We start from the raw sequence: 18,541 nt of genomic DNA, 5'->3' as shown, positions 1-18,541 counted from the left end.
TGCTTATTTAGTGTGGTTACTGCGGGGGCAATGTGCCTGAGACCGATGGGCAAGACAGCCTAACTTTTGCGGCGCGTGTACCGCAGGTTTTGCGTGCTTTGGGGCAGGCTGTTGCCGCCCCTCGCCATGATGTGCCTGTGGGTATGCTTGAAGGGCGTGTAACTGGCCTGTCGGGATTGTCTGTTTCTATTAGTGGCATGAAAGATTTTACCGGTCTTGGAGACCGGGTGGTCATTTTTGGCCTTGATGGCCGCGAAACTGATGCTGAGATTGTGGCGTTCCGGCAGGATATTGCCATTGCAATGCCGTTTAATTCGCTTGAAGGCATAGGTTCTGGCTGCCGGGTTATTTTTAAGCTGTTTGATAAAGAGCGCCGTAAAATGATGGCAGGCGGTGCTTTGGCAGTTAATGCGGGCTGGCAGGGCCGGGTTATAGACCCTATGGGCCAACCTATGGACGGTAAAGGCTTACTACCATCTGGCGGGCTGCCACAAAAAATTCACGCAACGCCGCCGGATGCGGCTTTGAGAGCGCGCCTTGGCCCGCGCATAGATTTAGGAGTGCGCGCCCTTAACCTGTTTACAACCTGCCGAGAAGGGCAACGGTTGGGGCTGTTTGCAGGCTCTGGTGTTGGGAAATCTACCCTTATTGGTATGCTTGCACGCAATACAGCGTGTGATGTGGCCGTAATTGCCCTTGTTGGTGAACGAGGGCGCGAAGTGCGTGAGTTTGTGGAAGATGACTTGGGGCCGGAAGGTCTGGCCAAGTCGGTGCTTGTTGTTGCTACCTCAGACACATCACCCCTTATGCGCCGAGAGGCCGCGTATGCGGCTATGAGTGTTGCTGAGTATTTTCGTGACCAAGGTAAGTCCGTGCTGTTGCTGATGGATAGTGTCACGCGCTTTTGCCAAGCCTTGCGGGAAATTGGCTTATCTTCGGGGGAGCCGCCAGCAACGCGAGGTTACCCGCCGAGTGTATTTGCTGAATTACCCCGTTTGCTTGAGCGTGCCGGGCCTGGGGTGCCTGATGCACAGGGGAATGCTGGGCAAATTACCGCCATGTTCTCGGTTTTGGTAGAAGGGGATGACCAGAACGAGCCGATAGCAGATGCCGTGCGAGGCATTTTAGATGGGCATGTTGTGCTGGAGCGCCGTATTGCGGAAGCAGGGCGTTACCCCGCTATTAATGTGCTGCGGTCTTTATCGAGAACGGTGCCGGGGTGTAATTCTGATGAAGAAAACCAGTTGGTACGCCGTGCCAGAGCTATTCTTTCAACATGGGAAGATATGCAAGATATGGTGCGTTTGGGCGCCTACCGTGCCGGGAGTGACCCCAAAGTAGATGAAGCGGTACGCCTTGCGCCAGCGTTGGAGGAGGTTCTTAAGCAATCTCGTAACGAGGCAGCCACGCTGGCGGAAAGTTTTCAAGCATTGCGAGCTGTTTTTGCAGCCGGGTAAGACAGTTTTATGAATGCGAGGCTGCGTGCTTTGCAGGCGTTGATCCGTTTGCGTAAAATGGATTTGGACGAAGCGCGGAGTAGGCTGTCTTATGCGATGGCGCAGGAAACTGCGGCGCAGCAGGAGGTGCAAAGACTGCGCACAGAAATGCAACAGGAGCGAGAACAGCTTGATGTAAGCCCAGCTAGTGCGGAAGCTTTTAGAAATTGGCTGCCTTTGGCTGAAAATATTTTGGAAAAAGCCTGTCAGGACTTGCATGATGCGCATTTGGTTTCGGAGCAGGCGGGAGCATTTGTTGTGCATGCAAAAGCTGCATTACAGGCCGCAGAAAAATTGCTTGAGAAACAGCTAGAGCAAGAAAAAATAGAAGCTGACCGGCGCACGCAAGCTGAAATGGACGATCTTTCAGTGCGGTGTCGGTCTGCCTTTTTAGAGCTTGGCCCTTGAGAAAGTTGCCTCTGAGGGGTATCGCAGTGAGAGTGGAAAACAAAAGCACTGAGTTTTTGTGTGCGTACTTGTTTTTCTGCGTTTGAGAAGTTGGGAATACTTATGCAGCAAACTGAGCAGTTACCTACAAAAATATTCGTTGCTACACCCTGCTATGGTGGTTTGGTAACTCAGGAATACATGGAATCTGTGGTGGCATGCGCTGGGGTGTTGCAAGTGCCCATGACTCTCTCCCTTTTGGGAGATGACGCTCTGGTGTGCCGTGCACGCAATACTTTATTGAACAAGTTTTTAAATTTATCAGATGCATCCCATTTACTTTTTATTGATGCAGACATCGGTTTTCCAAGTGAGGCACCGGCACAGCTTCTGGCTTCGGGCAAAGATGTTATTGCGGGCATGTATCCGATCCGTGACCGTTTTTGGGACAAGCAAACGCAGCAAAACGTATTAAGAGGAGAGCCGCAGGAAACGGCCTCTTTACGGTATGTTGGCGAAACTGATGCAATGCACGAAACATGGGAAAAAGGGCCATTAGTTAAAACCCATTATGCAGGCACAGGGTTTATGATGATAAGCCGTAAAGCTGTGCAGCGTATGGTTAAAAGCTACCCAGAAACCAAATACCGCCGTATTGACGTTGCTGGCGGCGAAGAGGCCGAGCCAAGCTACGCTTTGTTTGATAGCAGCATTGACCCAGAAACCGGCACATATTTAAGCGAAGACTTTACCTTTTGCCGCCGCTGGCGCGAGATTGGCGGCGAAGTCTGGCTGGATACGTCTATTGAGTTAGCCCATGTTGGCAGGGCGTCTTTCCCGGGTAACCCGGCTTGCCGTGTTGGTATGGCGCATAGCAAAACCTTATAAGCGCAGGCCATAGTAGTAGCTCATGCCAAAGAATGAAAAAAATCGCCCTATCATTATAAAACGTGGGGGCGATTCAGGCGAAGGCGGTCATCACGGTGGCGCATGGAAAATTGCGTACGCTGACTTTATGACCGCCATGATGGCGTTCTTTCTGGTTATGTGGCTGCTGAATGCGACAACAGAAGAACAGCGTAAGGGTATTGCGCAGTTCTTTAACCCTATGGCGGAAAAAGAAACGCGGCCCGGGCCTACCAACTCCTTGCTTGAAACGGAGCCCTCTCCTTTAACAGGTGGCACTTCGGTGCAGCGCGTTAAAGATGGTGAGCATGAGGAAGATACCTCTCAGGGTAATCCGGGCGGAAAAAAGCTTTACCCTCGCAATAATAACGAGCCGCAGCCTGATAGCGATATTACAGAAGGGTTGCGTGCGCATAAGTTGTCTGCCGCACCGGCCATTATTCCCATAGGGGGGGCAGAAAGTGGTGGAACGCAAAACCTTGGTTATGTAGGCACGCCACGGGCCAAAGAAACGGCTCAGCTCTCTCAAATGTTGGATGATATGAAAACTGCCATTCAACAAAATCCGCAACTGAGTGGTGCCGCAGGCAATATGTCTGTGCGGGCAGAGCGTGATGATATTCGTATTGAACTGCGCGATGCTGAAAACAAACCGATGTTTGACTCAGCCTCTGCCGTGCCAAATGCGATGGGCCGTAAAATGCTGACAGAAATTGCAGCATGGCTTGCCCCAATGCCTGAAAAACTCTCCATTGTTGGCTATACCGATGCAGCACCATATAAAAATACCAAAAAATGGGGCATGTCTAACTGGACACTCTCAACCATGCGTGCAGACCGCGCGCGAGAGGTGTTGGTAAAAGCGGGTTACCCTGATGGTAAAATACTGGACGTAAAAGGGTGTGCAGATAGAGATTTGGCGCTGCCTGATGCGCCATCTGCCGCAGGCAACCGGCGTGTGGTGTTGGTATTGCACAGGCGCTACCCTGATACGCAGCCCCCGGCAGAGGCTGCCAATGCACCAGCGCCCGACCAAACAACTGCGTTGGTGCCCCTAAGCAGCGAAAAGGGCCGTGACACGCAGCCCTCAAAGTGACAAAAGACTACCAATGATAGGTCACGCAACTGCGAGGTTGTGCGACATAAGCCGATGAAAGTGGAGAATATCGGATGCTTTTCCTCGGGGGGCTTGTCTTTTCACTGCTCTGCGTTTTTGGCGCATTTGCTGCATCTGGCGGCGCGCTAGCACCACTGATTGCCTCAATGCCCTTTGAGCTTGTGACTATTTTGGGTGCTGCTATTGGCATTTTTGTTATGTCTCATAGCAAAGACGACCTGAAACATTTTGTAGGCTATTTAATGCGTGCCCTTAAGGGGCCACGTTATAATAAAGCAGCGTACCTTGAACTGCTTTTAACGTTGTTCCGTTTTTTGCGTCTGGCCCATGCTAAAGGCAATATGGCGTTGGAGGAGCATATCGAAAACCCGCAAGATAGCAGCATTTTTGCGCAGGCCCCGATTGTGAAAGACGATCTGGTGACGCGCAACATGATTTGTGACTATTTGCGTCTTGTAAGTTTGAATATGGACGATGCCTATCAACTCGATGACGTTATGTCTCGTGAGTTGAAGAAAAATTTGACCGAAGAATTGCATATTTCTGAGGGCTTACAAACCACAGCAGATGCGTTGCCTGCTCTGGGTATTGTTGCTGCGGTGCTTGGTGTTATTAAAACAATGGCCTCTATTAGTAAGCCCCCGGTCATTTTGGGCGAAATGATTGCAGGCGCACTTGTTGGTACCTTTCTTGGGGTTTTGTTATCTTATGGTGTTGTGGCCCCATTGGCGGCTAAAATGCGCGATGTGGTAATGCAAGATGCGCGCTACCAAGATATTATAAGAATTGTGTTGGTTGCCCATTTGCAGGGCAATGCACCGCAGGTGTGTGCAGAAATTGGGCGTAAAGATATTCCGCTGCCGTTTATGCCGTCTTTTGCTGAACTGGACACAGCGTTGTCTGATGTTTCTGTACCAACGGCCTGATGAGCGTTTATACCTAAGCCAGACCCCTTATAGAAAAGGCGAGACGCGATGAAACTCAGAACGGAAGCCGGGAATACGGCATCGGGCACGGCCAGTGTTTCATCGAGTCTGATTTCATCGCTTTCTAGCCCAAATGGTACGCAAAAGACGAATGGGGTGAGTGGGGGTACGTCTTTTAGAAAAACTCTGGAAAAACTTGCCAAGCAGAAACAAGCTTTAAAGCAAGAAACCTCAGAGACGAACGAGACAGCACAAGAAAAAACAGACGATACAGATAAGACGGCGAGCCAGACTGGAGAGGTGCCGCAAACTGCGCAGGGAGATGAGCCAAGTGCTCAGACAAACAGCGCGCAGGGGCAGGAGGCACAAAGCGTCCAAGCTGAAGACTTAGCTCACACTGCCCAGCCCAAGTCTGTGGCCGTGCAAAAAACTGAGCCAGACACCACAGCTAAAGTAAAGAACCAAGAAAATAGCAGTTCAGCCCAAGATGCTGACGTGGCAGGCACTGAGAGTGCCGTGGGTGTTAGTGCGGCCTCTCTCGACGCTGTGCTGGCCATGTTGCTTGGGCAAATGGAGGGGCAGCAACAGGCGCAGACAGTTTCTGCTGCGGCTACGGGTGAACCTTCAACCACTGGTGTTGCTGTGTCTGGTGCTACAGCCTCTGCCGATATTGGAGGCAAGGCTGCGGTATCAGCGGCAATAGGCCAAGGGGCTTCTGCCGCAATGGCAGTGGGGGGCACTAAGGGGGAGGGTGCTGCAAAGGATAATACGGTGCTTGCCGCATTCTCTAATGCGCTGGCGGCAGAGGATAAATCTACCCAAAGCCCAATAGATACTACCGCTCTTACAGAGCCGGGCGTGCAGACGCAGGCTGCTGAAAGCACCGTAAAAAATGCTGCGGTGCAAGTGTTAAAAGGGACTGCTGTTATACCTGTTACGGTTGATGGTGCGCGTGTTCAATTTTCCCGTGCGGCACAAGAGCAAGATAGCCAGCAGAGCAATGCTACAGTGCCCGTGGCCTCGGCTACTGCTGAGGTGAGTAGCATTACCTTAAATTTACAGCACTTTGAGGCTGGCCAAAATACACCAACTCTGGGGCAGGGGGGTACAAGCCAAGGCTCTACAGAGGCGGCGCTTGCTGCCGGAACCGCAGCGTTGGAACATGCTCAAGCGCACCTAGGACAAAATGCGGGCCAAATGGGCGAGCAGTCTGAGGATACGCCACAGAATGGTATGGCGCAGGAAAATGCACAAAATATACTTGCTGTGACTGCGCAAGCTGTTGTTGGGCAGTTTTCGTCTTTGCTGGAGGCACACACAGAGCAAGTGGACAATGCCGAGCAACAGCAAGCGACCAATACTTTGCAGGCAGGAAGTGCGGGTGCAGCGGTTAAGGCGGCAATTACACAGCCAAGTGGAAGCAATGATAGCCTTGCCATGACTGTCACCATGGCGGATTCAACACCTGTAACGGTACGCTTTGGCAATAGTGCTGGGATAACAACCAGTATTGTGCTTGAATCTGGTAATGCTGATGTTTTGAAGCATCTTTCTAATAATAAACATGATTTAATACAGGCTTTGGGGGCTGCCGGGCTGGATACAAGCACCATGAAAATTGATGTGGTGGCCCCAACGCAAAGCGCAGATAATAGTGGTAACCAAAATTTAGAGAACAGTAGCCAGAATACAGCCTTTGGCGGTAATAATGCAGGCGGTATGTTTGGAGGCATGGCCGAGCATGGGGGCGGCCAAAATGGCAACGGGCAGACGTGGCAAACGGGTAGTGTTTTTGCAGCGCATGATGTAAAAGAAACAGACACAACTGAAAGCGGCACGCAGCGCTCACGCTCGAACCGTGATGGACGAGTGGTTAATATTACCGCCTAAACTTTGGCGTGTGTCGTGTAAGTGTAAGGAAGGCAAGTTATGGCGGTCTCATCTGTTAGCTCAGAAAGCTCTCTTCTTCAGGCTGCTGAAACGTCTGCTAAAACTGCCGCTAATACCAATGCGGCTGGCACATCTGGCACAAGTTCTAGCTCGACCTCGGCTTCTGCCCTGTCTTCCTTGGCGCAAAATTACACCACGTTTCTGACATTGCTGACTACGCAGTTAAAAAATCAGGATCCGAGCAGCCCAATGAGCACGGATACCTTTACTTCTGAACTGGCGCAGTTTGCAGGTGTTGAGCAGCAGGTTGAAACGAATACCAAGCTTTCCTCCCTTATTTCCTTGAATGAGGAAGGGCAGATGAGCTCGGATATGTCTATGGTGGGGCAGACAGCAACGGCAACAACATCTATCTTGCCCTTGCAGAATGGCTCCGCGTCTCTGAACTTTACTGGCTCTTCGGGGCAGACGGTTGCTATTTCTGTTACGAACTCGGCCGGGACAGTTGTGAAAGATGACCTTGTGACTGCGGATAGCGGCACAAATACGTGGACATGGGACGGTAAAGACAGCAGCGGTAACCAGCTTTCTGATGGTGGTTATAACGTTGCCGTTAAAACACTCTCTTCTTCTGGTACCATTTCTGACCAAGCCTTTACGGTTAGAGGCACTATTACGGGCATTAAAAAGACAACCTCTGGCCTTGAGGCCGAGATGGGGAGTACCAGCATCCCGATGTCTGCTATTAATAAAGTGTCTAATACCAGCACGGGTAGCAGTACGACTGGGTCATAACTGTTTAGAAAAAATATATTATGACGAAGCCATAGGCAGATACTGCTTATGGCTTTTTTATTGGCAGAAAGCGCTGTTGTTGAGCCTGTTTTTTGATGCGTTTTTATCTGCTTTTGTAAGTATAGCTATGGCTATTGTGCGTAAGGGGGTGAAACTTATTGCCTTACCTGCATGAAGAGATTGGCAAATTAGGATAGTGTATCAAAAAGCAGTTTAAAGTTGAGGAGCAAGATAATGCCCGCAACACTCCATGCAAGCACTGTCGTTTTGCGGGAAATAACGAATTCTCCCATTTTTTTGCGGTCAGAAACAAAAAGCACCAGAGGCACGACCGCAAACGGCAACTGCATTGATAAAATAACCTGACTAAAAAGCAGTAATTTACCAACGCCAGCGCTGCCATAGAGTGCGGTGACAAAAATAACGGGTAAAATGGCCAACCCACGGGTGAGGAGCCTTCTGGCCCAATGGGGAATATGAAGGTGCAGGAAGCCTTCCATAATAATTTGGCCAGCGAGTGTGCCGGTAACGGTGGAGTTGGTGCCAGCAGCTAATAACGCCACAGCAAAAAGAGTAGACGCAACGCCCAGCCCCAAAATGGGGGAGAGAAGGCGGTAGGCATCTTCAATTTCGGCAACATCTTGATGGCCGGTAGTATGGAAGGCCGCTGCCGCAACAATAAGAATGGCCGCGTTAATAAATAAGGCCAGCATCAGCGCTATGCTACTGTCCCATGTTGCCCAGCGAATGGCTTCTTTTTTGCCATTAGGTGTGCGGTCAAAGGCGCGGGTTTGTACGATAGAAGAATGAAGGTACAAATTATGCGGCATAACCGTGGCCCCAATAATGCCAATAGCAATATAGAGCATTTGGTTATGCGTAAGAATTTGTGGGGCAGGTATAAAGCCTTTTAGGACAGCCCCTACCGGAGGAGCCGCGGCAACGACCTGAATGGCAAAACAGGCGGCAATAATGCTGAGTAGGCCAATAATAAAGGCCTCAAGGTAACGGAAGCCTCGGTTCATGAGAAACAAGACAACAAATGCGTCTAGCACGGATAAAGCGGCACCCAGAATAAGCGGTAAGCCAAATAGCAATTGCAGGGCAACAGCGGTGCCAATAACCTCGGCAAGGTCGCAGGCTATAATGGCTAACTCGCAGGCTAACCAAAGCAGTATGTTAACGATGGGGGGGAAGTGGTCTCGGCAGGCTTGGGCGAGGTCTCGGCCGGTTGCAATGCCCAACCGTGCGGAAAGCGCTTGTAGCAAAATAGCCATAAGGTTGGACAGCATAATGACTGACAAAAGCGTATAGCCAAACTGAGCCCCGCCTTGTAGGTCTGTTGCCCAATTGCCGGGGTCCATATACCCAACAGACACCATATAACCCGGCCCAACAAAGGCTAAAAAACGCCGCCACCATGCTGCGTTAGCTGCCGGTAGGCGTACGCTTGCAAATACTTCTGGCAGGCTGTGTGCCCCATCTTGGGTGGGGCGTGTAAAGCGCCAAGCACTCTGTTTTTGGGGCAGCGGTGGGGTGGTAGGGTGCGTGGGTGCAGGGTCTGGCATTATGATACTAGAGGGTATCCTGCCCTGATATGCAATAAGCGATCATGCACAGTGTAGTGAAAAGATAACGTAAAAAATGACGCTGATTTTGCACTGATAAAAGCGGTAAGAGAGGAAAGGCCGCACACGTGGCGTGTGCTTTTTTACGGTGCGGCCTAGGTTTGCGCTTAGACGGTTATTAAAAAGGCTGCTTAGGGCGCCTGTGTGCCGGGAATATGCTCGCGGTAAAGGGGCCACTGTTTGACGAGCGCCTTGACTACGGGTTCTCCTGCGCGCTCGTTATTGTCAAAAGCAACAACTTGGCCCGGCTCTTCATCGCCGATTGAATGGGTTATGTCTTGGTTACGCGGGGGCATGCTAAAGTTGCTACCAGAACGCAGAACCATAATGCGGTCTGGGTCAATATAGCCTTGCTGGGCCAGAACGCGCATTTCACGCTGGTTAATCTGGCTTTCTTCGTTGGTCATAACAAAGACACCACGGTTTTTGGTCCAAAGTTTAACCCAGTCTTCTGCCCATTGGTTACGTTGGGCCCCATGCCAGTAGCGGTAAGCGCCCAATGTTTCGCCTTCAAGAATAAAAGGCTTTTTTTGTGCATTGGGGTAGCCTTTCCAGTTTTGCCGTTGTGCGGCAATGGCGGGGGCGTCGTGCAGGGTTACGGTGCGGCTTAGGGTGTAGGCCCAGTGTTCTAACTGTTGATTAAGGGGGTAGGCTTTTGTGAGTTCGGCTACATCTGTAACAGAGCCATAATGGTTGGGGTCGCTGGGGAGCGTGTTGGGAGCATTGGCACCAATGGCGTAAAGGCCGTAGGGCCAATGACTGGGTATAGTGCGGTCATCAATTTCACGCAGGGCGTCTGCATCGACCACCCATCTGGCCCAGGCAACGCTACCGGCTGAGGCAACATTGGGGTTTACGCCAGAAATGCCGGTAAACAGCCAATAAGTGTGGTGTAAGTCAAACGCCGGGTCTAGGGCGAGTGCAATCAGGTCTGTTACACCATCTTTAAGCACAATACCGTAAATGCCATCTGTGTTGCGGCGTAGCACCTGTGTTTTAATACCTGCCAGCGGTACGGTTTGGTTAAGATGCAGGCGTTCAACCCAGAATTGATATTCTCCGGGGGCATCACCCATATCGGCCCCATTTTCCCAACCGGTTACAATAATCACTTTTGGCTCTATTTTAGCCGGCGGTGTTTGGGGAGAAGCGGCCTGTGCGGTGTGCGTGCTGGCGACACTTAAAACAAGTGCTAGACCGAAAACTGAGTGTTTGAAAAAAGACAGCATAAGCTCCCCAACCTTGGTGGTGTAGATAGTGCAAAATAGGGCATAGAAAGAAAGTTGTGTGCCCGAACTTGTTGCAGTCTCGTAAAAATAGAGCGCTAAAGGGGCAAGGTATTTTTTGCGCGAGTGCAGAAAAACCTAAAGGCATGTTGCGTCTATGTATGGCTTATAGCGCAAATAGGCGCTTTTGGCTGGCGAGCCGGAGGCTACGGTTAGCTGAGTGTGTGAGCGGAGGGCATTGTTTTGTGGCTGTATGCAAAGATTACGGCATATTAAGGGTAAAACTCTTTCAATTTTGACCTGCTAGATATTTCACTCTATACGCTCGATGTATATTCGGAACATTCCGCACTGATCGGCAAGAGGAACTGCGTATGGGCGCTGCGATACACCCCGGCAATACACGCAAAAGAACCATGGCTATTCTTACAGGGCTGGTTTTGGGTATTGTGGTTGGCCTTGCGGTTCATTCGTTTTTTCCGGCGTATATTCATGCGGCTGAGCAGTTTGCCTCTTTGCTGACGGGGCTGTTTTTACGCCTTATTCGTATGGTGATAGCGCCTTTGGTTTTTGCCACGCTGGTGTGCGGTATTGGCAAAATGGGCGACCAAAGCCTTGTTGTACGGGTGGGCGGCAAGGTACTGCTCTGGTTTATTGGTATGTCCTTTTTGTCGCTCAGTATTGGGCTTTTAGGGGCAAACCTGTTGCAGCCGGGGGTTGGTTTTACACCACCACAAGTGGCGGATGTTTCTTCTCTTAAGCACCCTTTTCAACCCATTGATTTTATTTTGCATATTGTTCCGACCAGCGTGCTGGATGCGATGGGCCGTAACGACATTTTGCAAATTGTTGTTTTTTCGGTCTTGTTTGGGGTTGCTCTGCCCGCAGCAGGAGATGCCGGTAAAACCATGCTGGCATGGTCGGAAGAACTGGCCAAAATTATGCTCCGCATGACCGACTTGGTGATGGTTACGGCCCCATTGGCTGTTTTTGGCTCTATTATGGGCAGCCTGGCCCATAGTGGCTTGGGCATGCTGTTGCAGTATGGGCGGTTTTTGGCCGAATTTTACGGCACCATTCTGTTTCAGTGGGGCGTACTTACCGGTGCTACCATTTTTATGTTGGGCTTTGGGCGGGTAAGAGCGCTGATTAAGGCGCTTGTGCAGCCGGTATTGCTTGGGTTTTCAACTGCCAGTAGCGAGGCCGCATACCCGCTTTTGCTAGAAAAGCTAGAAGAATTTGGCGTGCCTGCGCGTATTGGTGGGTTTGTGCTGCCATTAGGCTATAGCTTTAACCTAGATGGCTCTATCTTGTTCCAGTCTTTTGGGGCCATGTTTATTGCACAAGCCTACGGTATTCACCTTGAGTGGAGCCAGCAAATGCTCATGGTGCTGGTTATGATGCTGAGCAGCAAAGGTATTGCCGGTGTGCCCCGTGCGTCTTTGGTGACGCTGGTTGCGGTTTTGCCGCAATTTGGCCTGCCAGAAGCCGGTATGGCGCTTATTCTGGGCATTGACCATTTTCTGGACATGGCCCGTACGGCAACAAACGTGCTGGGCAATGGGTATGCTGCCGCGGTTTCTGCCAAGTGGGAAGGCGTGCTTGAAGACGGGCCAGCAGAAGATGCAATTTAAAGCTAAAGTCGTGCCATTTACTTCGGCCAACTTGCACCGTTCTGTTAAGCGGCATGCCTTGCTAGGGGCTGCTTTGGCCACGTTGTGTCTGGTGTCTGGGTTTGTGGCACCAGTTTTTGCTCATTCCACCAAGCCAGAGGTTTCTATGCCCCAAACAGCACCACACCATTTGCCGCATGTTTTGGTTTTGGCAACCGGTGGTACTATTGCGGGTAAGGCAGACCAACGCTCGGCTATTGGCTACGATGCGGGCGGCGTGGGGGGCAAGCAGCTTATTGATGGGGTGCCCGGTATAGAGCAGCTTGCTGACATTACTGTTGAGCAAGTGGCTAATATTGGCTCGCAGAATATGAATGATGCTGTGTGGTTTGCTTTGGCGCACCGTATCCAGCATGCCTTTGAAACGCACGAGGCTGATGCCGTTGTGGTAACCCATGGTACAGACACCATGGAAGAAACAGCGTTTTTTCTGCAAAATGTTATTAAGAGTAAGCTCCCCGTTGTGCTGACTGGCGCCATGCGGCCTAGCACAGCAATAAGTGCAGATGGCCCTGCAAATATGTACGAGGCCGTCAAGGTTGCAACGTCTGAGCAGGCGCAGGGGCGGGGGGTGATGGTGGTGCTTAATGACACCATTCATGCTGCCCGGTGGGTGAGTAAAACCAGCACAACAGATTTACAAACCTTTGTGTCTGTCAATGCTGGGCCTATTGGCTATGTTGACCCGGCTTCTGTGCGTTTTCTTGCGCCAGCACCGCAGGCTAGTGGCCCAGTGTTTGATTTAACGCGCCTGCACGATAACCTGCCGCGTGTTGAAATTATTTATGGCCATAGCAATATGGACGCCCGCCAAATTGATAACGCAGTACGCGATGGCGCAAAGGGTATTGTGCTTGCCGGTATAGGAGATGGCAATGCCTCAACCGAGGCACTGGCCGGGCTAGACAGGGCGGTTGCTAAGGGTGTTGCCGTTGTCCGTGCCAGCCGTGTTGGTACGGGGCTGGTTAACCGTAATGTTGAGGTTTCTGATGACCAGCATGGTTATGTGGCCTCTTACGACCTTAACCCACAGAAAGCCCGTATTTTGCTCCAGCTTTTGCTGGCAACTGGCGTAACGTCAGCTACGCAAATTCAGGCTGCGTTTGGTAACGGGCTGTATTAAAGCCCGTTCTTTTAAACCAGTTGTTTGGTTGTAACGCCCGAGGAAAAAATGCCCGGACTCCCCGCACGCATTGGTCAGGTTTTTGACCGGTATTTTCAGGTTTCTGCTCGGGGTTCCAGCTTTGGCCGGGAGATTGTTGCTGGTATAACCACATTTGGCGCCATGGCGTATATTATGGCGGTTAACCCAGATATTCTTTCAGCCGCGGGGCTAGATAAAAATGCAATGGTGATGACCACCATTGCCGCTGCGGTGTGTGGGTCTTTGCTTATGGCGTTGTGGGCTAATTTGCCCATTGCTTTAGCCCCCGCCATGAGCAGCAACGTTATTTTTGCCCAAGTTGTTGTGGTGCGTATGGGTGTGCCACCCGGCGTTGCGTTTACAATGGTGCTTTTGGGGGGCGCTGCGTTTTTACTACTGTCTTTAACGCAGTGGCGGCAGAAAATTATAACGGCCTTTCCCGTACCCGTGCGGCTGGGCATACATTTTGCCATTGGGGCCTTTATTGCGCACGTTGGTATGATAACCGGCGGCTTGGCCGTTAAAAGCAAATCTGGTTTGGCGTTTGGCGCTCTGACAGACCCCGCAGTGTTGTTAACAATTGCCGGGCTGTTTTTGGCTATTATTTTGCGTTGGTCGCGTGTGCCTGCGGCCATGTTGATAGCCATAGGGGCCGTAACTGTAGCTGGGTGTTTTATACCCCATGCCAATGGGCAACTGGTTACGGCCTTGCCCAGCCACTGGGCCGAGTTGCCCCATTACCCGTGGTACATGCTGTTTCCCTACGATTTTAAAGGATTTTTTGCACAGTTTTTTATGGTGTTGCCCGTTACTTTATATTTTTTTCTAGGTGACTTTTTTGATGCCACCGGCACCATGATGGCTGTAACCCAGCGCTCTGGCCTTAAAGACAAGCAGGGGCAACCACTACTTGGCCGTGCTGCGTTTGCGTCTGATGCAACAGCGAGTGTTGTGGGCTCTGCTTTAGGGACATCTACTGTTTCTGCCTATCTTGAATCCTTAGTTGGAGTAGAAGAAGGGGGGCGTACAGGTATTGTAGGGCTTACGGTAGCGGTACTATTTGCGCTGTCGTCTTTCTTTTGGCCGCTTATTACAGCGGTGCCTGCGGTGGCCACGGCACCTGTGCTTATTTTGGTGGGGCTGGGCATGTTGGGTGGCCTGACAGACCTTGCGGATATGCCCGCCCAAGATAAAGCAGTGCCGTTGCTGATGGTGTTGGTAACCGTCATGACAGGCGATTTTATGATTAGCCTTGCACTAGGGCTTTTACTTTACACCCTACTGTTAGTGGTACGGCGTGAGTGGAGCAGGCTGAGTGTTATGCTGCTCGGGTTAGATGCTGTGTTTGTTGTCTATCTGTTTATTGCAGCGCGTATGGTCTGATGTGGCGTATGTGTCTCTTGTGCGAAAGCTATTTTTAACTTTAAGCATAGGCAGCACTTGTTTTTGACGTTTGAACGTTAATCTGCAATTATTCCGGTATCGACACATTTAGGGTGATCTTATGCGTAAGGCTGGTCTTTCTTTTCTTTTGGGTGGTTTGGTAGCGTGCTCTGCGCTGGCGGGGTCAGCTTTGGCTGCCTCTGATGGGGCTGCGGTATACGGCACAAACTGCGCTGTGTGTCATCAGGCAGGTGGCGTTGGCATGCCCGGCCAGTTTCCCGTGCTGAAAGGGCGCATTGATAAAATTGCAGCAACGCCAGAAGGGAAAGCGTATCTGATGGATGTGGTACTGAATGGCTTGCACGGGCCTATTCAGGCTGGTGGCATGAGCTACGCTGGGTTTATGCCCACCTTTAAAGGCTTGTCAGACGATGATCTGGCAGCGGTGCTTTCTTACCTAACAACATTAGGCGCAACGCCACAGACCTTTAGTGCAGATGACATGAAAGCTGCACGCGCTAAACCCAAGAAAGGCTCTGAACTTATTGCTGAGCGTAATGCTTTGAATGCAGCGCACCCTATTCCGTAAGGCAGGTTTAAAACTGTTTGGGTTGTAGAAAAGCCCTGCTGACAGCAACTGTTAGCAGGGCTTTTTTATAAGCTAGGCAGAGCGTTGAAGACGGTTTAGTGCCAGCGGGCCTATAGGAGCATGTTTTCTAGCTCACGCAGCACTGCCGGAGTGGCGTAAGGCTTACGGATAACGGGCACATCTTCAAACCCGGCAGGGATCATGGAACGGTCGGCGTAGCCTGTGGCAAAGAGGAACGGCACGTTTTTCTGGCGGAGTAAAAGGGCAATCTCTGCCGAGGTTTCGTTGCCTAGATTGAGGTCAAGCAGGGCAACATCTGGCGTTTTTTGGCGAATAGCCTGCATGCCCTCGTAAACAGAGGCCACAGTGCGCACGTTGGTAACGCCGTGGTCTGCCAAGGCTTGCTCAATATCCATAGCAATAAGCAGTTGGTCTTCAACAATCAAAACAGAGGCATTGGCCAAGACGTCTGTTTTGTCACCACTTTTTGCTGCGGCTTCCAAAATGTCAGGCATGGACTTTTGCTCCTGAGACACGAGAGTTGCATGGCGCTTCGGTAAATTGAAACGAAGGAAAAGCCCTTCGGTTCGAAATTCTTTTATGGTTGTGCCACCAAGTTCGTGCGGGAAAGCACGGTCTACAAGTATGGAGCCAAAGCCTTTACGGTCTGATGGTGTGGTTGGTTTGGGTTGAGGCCCACCGCTTTCTTGCCACGTCAGTACCCAGTTCTGGCTCTCTGTATCAAACCACCAAGAAACATGCAGTTTGCCTTCTCGGCGTGAGAGAGAGCCGTATTTGGCGGCATTTGTTGCAAGCTCATGCAGCACAAGGGCGCATACAGAAAGAGCGCGCCCTGTTAGCCAAATTTCTGGGCCTTGTAGTGTTATCGTGCCGTGTTCTAGGCGGTAGGGGTCTAGTTCAGCTTCTAGCAACGGGCGTAGAAGACCCCCACCATCGGCACGGACAACTTGGTCATGTGCGCGGGCGAGAGCATTGACGCGGGCTTTTAAAATTTGAAAATGCTCGGGCATGCTCCGGTTTTCTGGCACAGGGCGCGCCATAAGAGATTGCACAACTGCCAGAATATTTTTAACCCGGTGGCTTAGCTCTTCGTTAAGCATGCGCTGGCGGGTATCGGCTTCGGCGCGTTGCGTAAGTTGCTGCTGGTGGTATGCCCCCATAACTTCGATCAAGGCAGAACGGAGCAAGCCCGCGGCTTCAATGTCGTTACTTGTCCAGGGGTAGGCGCGCTCCTTGACCTGCTCTTTCCAGATAGCAAAGCTGCTACGCGGGGTTAGGCGTGGGCCATGGGGGCCTGTTGTGTAAGTTTTATTGGGGTCTCCGCCCCAATTAAGTGTGCGGACAATTTCTTTACGGAACAGAAAGAGATAGTCAGCCGGTTGGGGGGATATGGGAATAACCATAACGCCAGCAACATCTGGCAGCAGGTTTTTTGCCCACTCAAACGTTTCACTTAATTGGGTGGTGTGCCAGATTTGGTTTGCAGCCAAAGCATTTGCCGCACGTACCAGATGCAAAACAATTTCTGGGGTGTCTGGGGCCAAGCCGTGGGTTGTCCAGTCTTGGTTTACCCATAGCCCAATGCCGTCGCACGGTACAAGCGGCTCAAGATCTGCAATTTTGCTACGCAGGTACGATGGCATGTCTGCCATAGAGACAGCATCGCGCAGAAAATTCTCAATGAGGGCGTGTGTACGTTGTGTTACCAGCAGGCGGCCTGTGCGAAGCAGCACGACAATGCGCAGTGCGACAAACTCGCCAAACATTTTTACAACGGCGCGCTCGGCCAGTGTCAAAACTTTGGGGGAGTAATTATGGCAGGCAATCATGCCCCATAGTTCGCCATCAACAATAAGCGAAATGGACATGGACGCCCCAACGCCCATATTGGTCAGATACTCACAATGAATGGGGGAGACACTTCTGAGCTGGGAGAAAGACATATCCAGCGGTGGGCTGTCTGGTAACTCCTGCAAGGGTACGGGGGTATAGCCCACGTCTCCTATAACGCGAATGAGTGCACGGCGGTACAGGTCGCGGGCTTGGGCAGGAATATCTGCGCTAGGGAAATGCTGACCTAAAAAACTTTCCAGAACAGGTGAGCGTGCTTCCGCCACCACCTTGCCAGACCAGTCTGGGTCAAATTGGTAGACCATTATTCGGTCATATTGCAAAAGCCCACGCAGAAGTTTGACAACTGTATCAAACAGCTTTTGCATATCTGCAATATCGCGGATGCGGTCGAGCATCATGCGTAACTGACTAATAACCTGCTGGCTTGTTTGGGCAAGACCTGCGGGTTCGCACTCAATAACCACCTCTTGGTCAGACACATGCACGCACACATCGCAAAGCGCATGTGGGCTTAGGTGAACGCTGAACAAGTAAGACGGCCGCTTGAGTGAAACGCTATTGGCTAAAGCGTTACGGATATCGTGCAGTATATCGCCATTGAGCAGGTCAGAAAGCAGGCTGCCCGGCGCAAGTGTAGGAAAGCCCAGCATATGGGCGGCATTGGTAGAAACACGGCGCACAAGAAAAGTTGTGCGGTCGCAGCTTATAAGGCAGCCGTGGGGTTGTATACTGCCGGGAATATGAATGGGCTCTTTGTCGCAGCTAGTAAGGTCTGCTTCACCAAATTTAACCATATTGAATTTGTTCCGCTGCGTGATCTGCGAGATGAAGCGCAGCTAGTCCAAAAGAAAAAACGTTTTGTGCCGCCGTTATAGCTTCGGCTTCGTTAAAGTTTTCTGCTGTTTCCAGAAGGGTTAAGTAAGTAGCCCATTCTTGGTTGCTGGCGGTTTGTTGCGCAAGGTGGCGTGCGCCAAATTGGGCGTTAAACCCTAAAGCTGCTGCTTGTTTTATTAAAAGCCTGGCCCCTAAAGCAGCCCCTTCTACAACATATAACGCCCCTAGCAGTGCGGAGGCAGACAGAGGGCGCGGGAAAGTAGCCGCTTTGCTGGGTGTAAGCCCCAAGTCTTGCATGTCAGATAGGAGTGCTGGGCTTAAGGGGCTGGGGCGCCATGTGCCAAACTGCTCTGGCCATGGGGTAAGGCGCAGTGTTTCTTCAATGCCTGAGCGGAGCAGATACACGGTATAAAGGTAGCGTTTGTAAGCGGCTGGCGTATTAAGGGTGCCAATTTGGCTATCAAGCTGTTGGTGCGTAGCCCACGTTCCATTGCGTAAAGCAAACCGTCGGGCGGAAGGAGCCGTCGGGGCAGGGGAGTTTTCTGAGAGCATGGTTTTTAAAGCGCAGGTGAGCTTGAAAAGCGAGCTTGCAAGACAACCATATTTCAAACTCCAGCCTATCAAAGAAGCAGCATGGCACCTTGCTTGCAAGGGTGCAACAAAAAGAAGTTA

Annotated in this window: 15 protein-coding genes; 11 read left to right on the top strand and 4 right to left on the bottom strand. The window is 51.2% G+C overall.

The genetic code is table 11. The features are described 5' to 3' along the window. Window positions 1-98: 98 nt before the first annotated feature. The 7 genes from fliI (at window position 99) to Abor_RS07560 (ending at window position 7,517) form a co-directional block, all read left to right on the top strand. The gene (gene fliI, locus Abor_RS07590) at window positions 99-1,457 is read left to right on the top strand and encodes a flagellar protein export ATPase FliI (protein WP_126621518.1); all 1,359 of its coding nucleotides are present in this window, start codon (window positions 99-101) and stop codon (window positions 1,455-1,457) included. Window positions 1,458-1,466: 9 nt separating this feature from the next. Continuing rightward, complete coding sequence (locus Abor_RS07585) at window positions 1,467-1,904, top strand: flagellar FliJ family protein (RefSeq protein WP_048841244.1); 438 nt, start codon at window positions 1,467-1,469, stop codon at window positions 1,902-1,904. Between the two features lie 222 nt (window positions 1,905-2,126). After that, a complete protein-coding gene (locus tag Abor_RS07580) occupies window positions 2,127-2,771 on the top strand; it encodes a hypothetical protein (protein ID WP_232015118.1) in 645 nt (214 codons plus the stop codon). Between the two features lie 22 nt (window positions 2,772-2,793). Next, complete coding sequence (locus tag Abor_RS07575) at window positions 2,794-3,885, top strand: flagellar motor protein MotB (protein ID WP_052946388.1); 1,092 nt, start codon at window positions 2,794-2,796, stop codon at window positions 3,883-3,885. A gap of 74 nt (window positions 3,886-3,959) precedes the next feature. Beyond that, the gene (gene motA / locus Abor_RS07570) at window positions 3,960-4,832 is read left to right on the top strand and encodes a flagellar motor stator protein MotA (RefSeq protein WP_048841242.1); all 873 of its coding nucleotides are present in this window, start codon (window positions 3,960-3,962) and stop codon (window positions 4,830-4,832) included. Window positions 4,833-4,880: 48 nt separating this feature from the next. Then, window positions 4,881-6,722 carry a hypothetical protein gene (locus tag Abor_RS07565; RefSeq protein ID WP_126621103.1) on the top strand — a complete coding sequence of 614 codons (1,842 nt, stop codon included), beginning with the start codon at window positions 4,881-4,883 and terminating at the stop codon, window positions 6,720-6,722. Between the two features lie 39 nt (window positions 6,723-6,761). After that, entirely contained in the window at window positions 6,762-7,517 is a 756-nt protein-coding gene (locus Abor_RS07560) for a flagellar hook assembly protein FlgD (protein WP_048841240.1), read from the top strand. A 188-nt stretch (window positions 7,518-7,705) separates the two neighbouring features. Here Abor_RS07560 and Abor_RS07555 read toward each other — a convergent pair whose 3' ends face one another. Next, window positions 7,706-9,085 (bottom strand): Nramp family divalent metal transporter, encoded by a 1,380-nt coding sequence (locus Abor_RS07555; protein WP_048841239.1) that lies wholly within the window; start codon window positions 9,083-9,085, stop codon window positions 7,706-7,708. A 191-nt stretch (window positions 9,086-9,276) separates the two neighbouring features. Continuing rightward, on the bottom strand, window positions 9,277-10,374 hold the full coding sequence (locus tag Abor_RS07550; protein ID WP_084594425.1) for a purine-nucleoside phosphorylase: 1,098 nt from the start codon (window positions 10,372-10,374) through the stop codon (window positions 9,277-9,279). A 371-nt stretch (window positions 10,375-10,745) separates the two neighbouring features. On the opposite strand from Abor_RS07550, the gene Abor_RS07545 reads away from it, so the two are divergent. From Abor_RS07545 to Abor_RS07530, 4 genes are all read left to right on the top strand, one after another. Continuing rightward, a complete protein-coding gene (locus tag Abor_RS07545; RefSeq protein ID WP_048841238.1) occupies window positions 10,746-12,005 on the top strand; it encodes a dicarboxylate/amino acid:cation symporter in 1,260 nt (419 codons plus the stop codon). Window positions 12,006-12,015: 10 nt separating this feature from the next. Then, complete coding sequence (locus Abor_RS07540; RefSeq protein WP_232015116.1) at window positions 12,016-13,167, top strand: asparaginase; 1,152 nt, start codon at window positions 12,016-12,018, stop codon at window positions 13,165-13,167. Between the two features lie 48 nt (window positions 13,168-13,215). Beyond that, the gene (locus Abor_RS07535; protein WP_048841237.1) at window positions 13,216-14,571 is read left to right on the top strand and encodes an NCS2 family permease; all 1,356 of its coding nucleotides are present in this window, start codon (window positions 13,216-13,218) and stop codon (window positions 14,569-14,571) included. Between the two features lie 121 nt (window positions 14,572-14,692). Continuing rightward, window positions 14,693-15,160, top strand: coding sequence for a c-type cytochrome (locus tag Abor_RS07530; protein WP_048841236.1), 468 nt, complete (start codon window positions 14,693-14,695; stop codon window positions 15,158-15,160). Between the two features lie 110 nt (window positions 15,161-15,270). Here Abor_RS07530 and Abor_RS07525 read toward each other — a convergent pair whose 3' ends face one another. Together Abor_RS07525 and Abor_RS07520 are read right to left on the bottom strand one after the other, a co-directional pair. Continuing rightward, entirely contained in the window at window positions 15,271-17,829 is a 2,559-nt protein-coding gene (locus Abor_RS07525) for an HWE histidine kinase domain-containing protein (RefSeq protein ID WP_084594423.1), read from the bottom strand. After that, entirely contained in the window at window positions 17,822-18,421 is a 600-nt protein-coding gene (locus Abor_RS07520; RefSeq protein WP_052946387.1) for a biliverdin-producing heme oxygenase, read from the bottom strand. Before Abor_RS07520 ends, Abor_RS07525 begins: the two co-directional genes overlap by 8 nt. Between the last annotated feature and the right edge of the window lie 120 nt (window positions 18,422-18,541).

Origin of the sequence: Acetobacter orientalis, from assembly GCF_000963965.1 — a bacterium.
Classification (GTDB): domain Bacteria; phylum Pseudomonadota; class Alphaproteobacteria; order Acetobacterales; family Acetobacteraceae; genus Acetobacter; species Acetobacter orientalis.
Note: the sequence above shows the minus strand (reverse complement) of the source record. Positions and strands in the feature narration are given on the sequence as shown.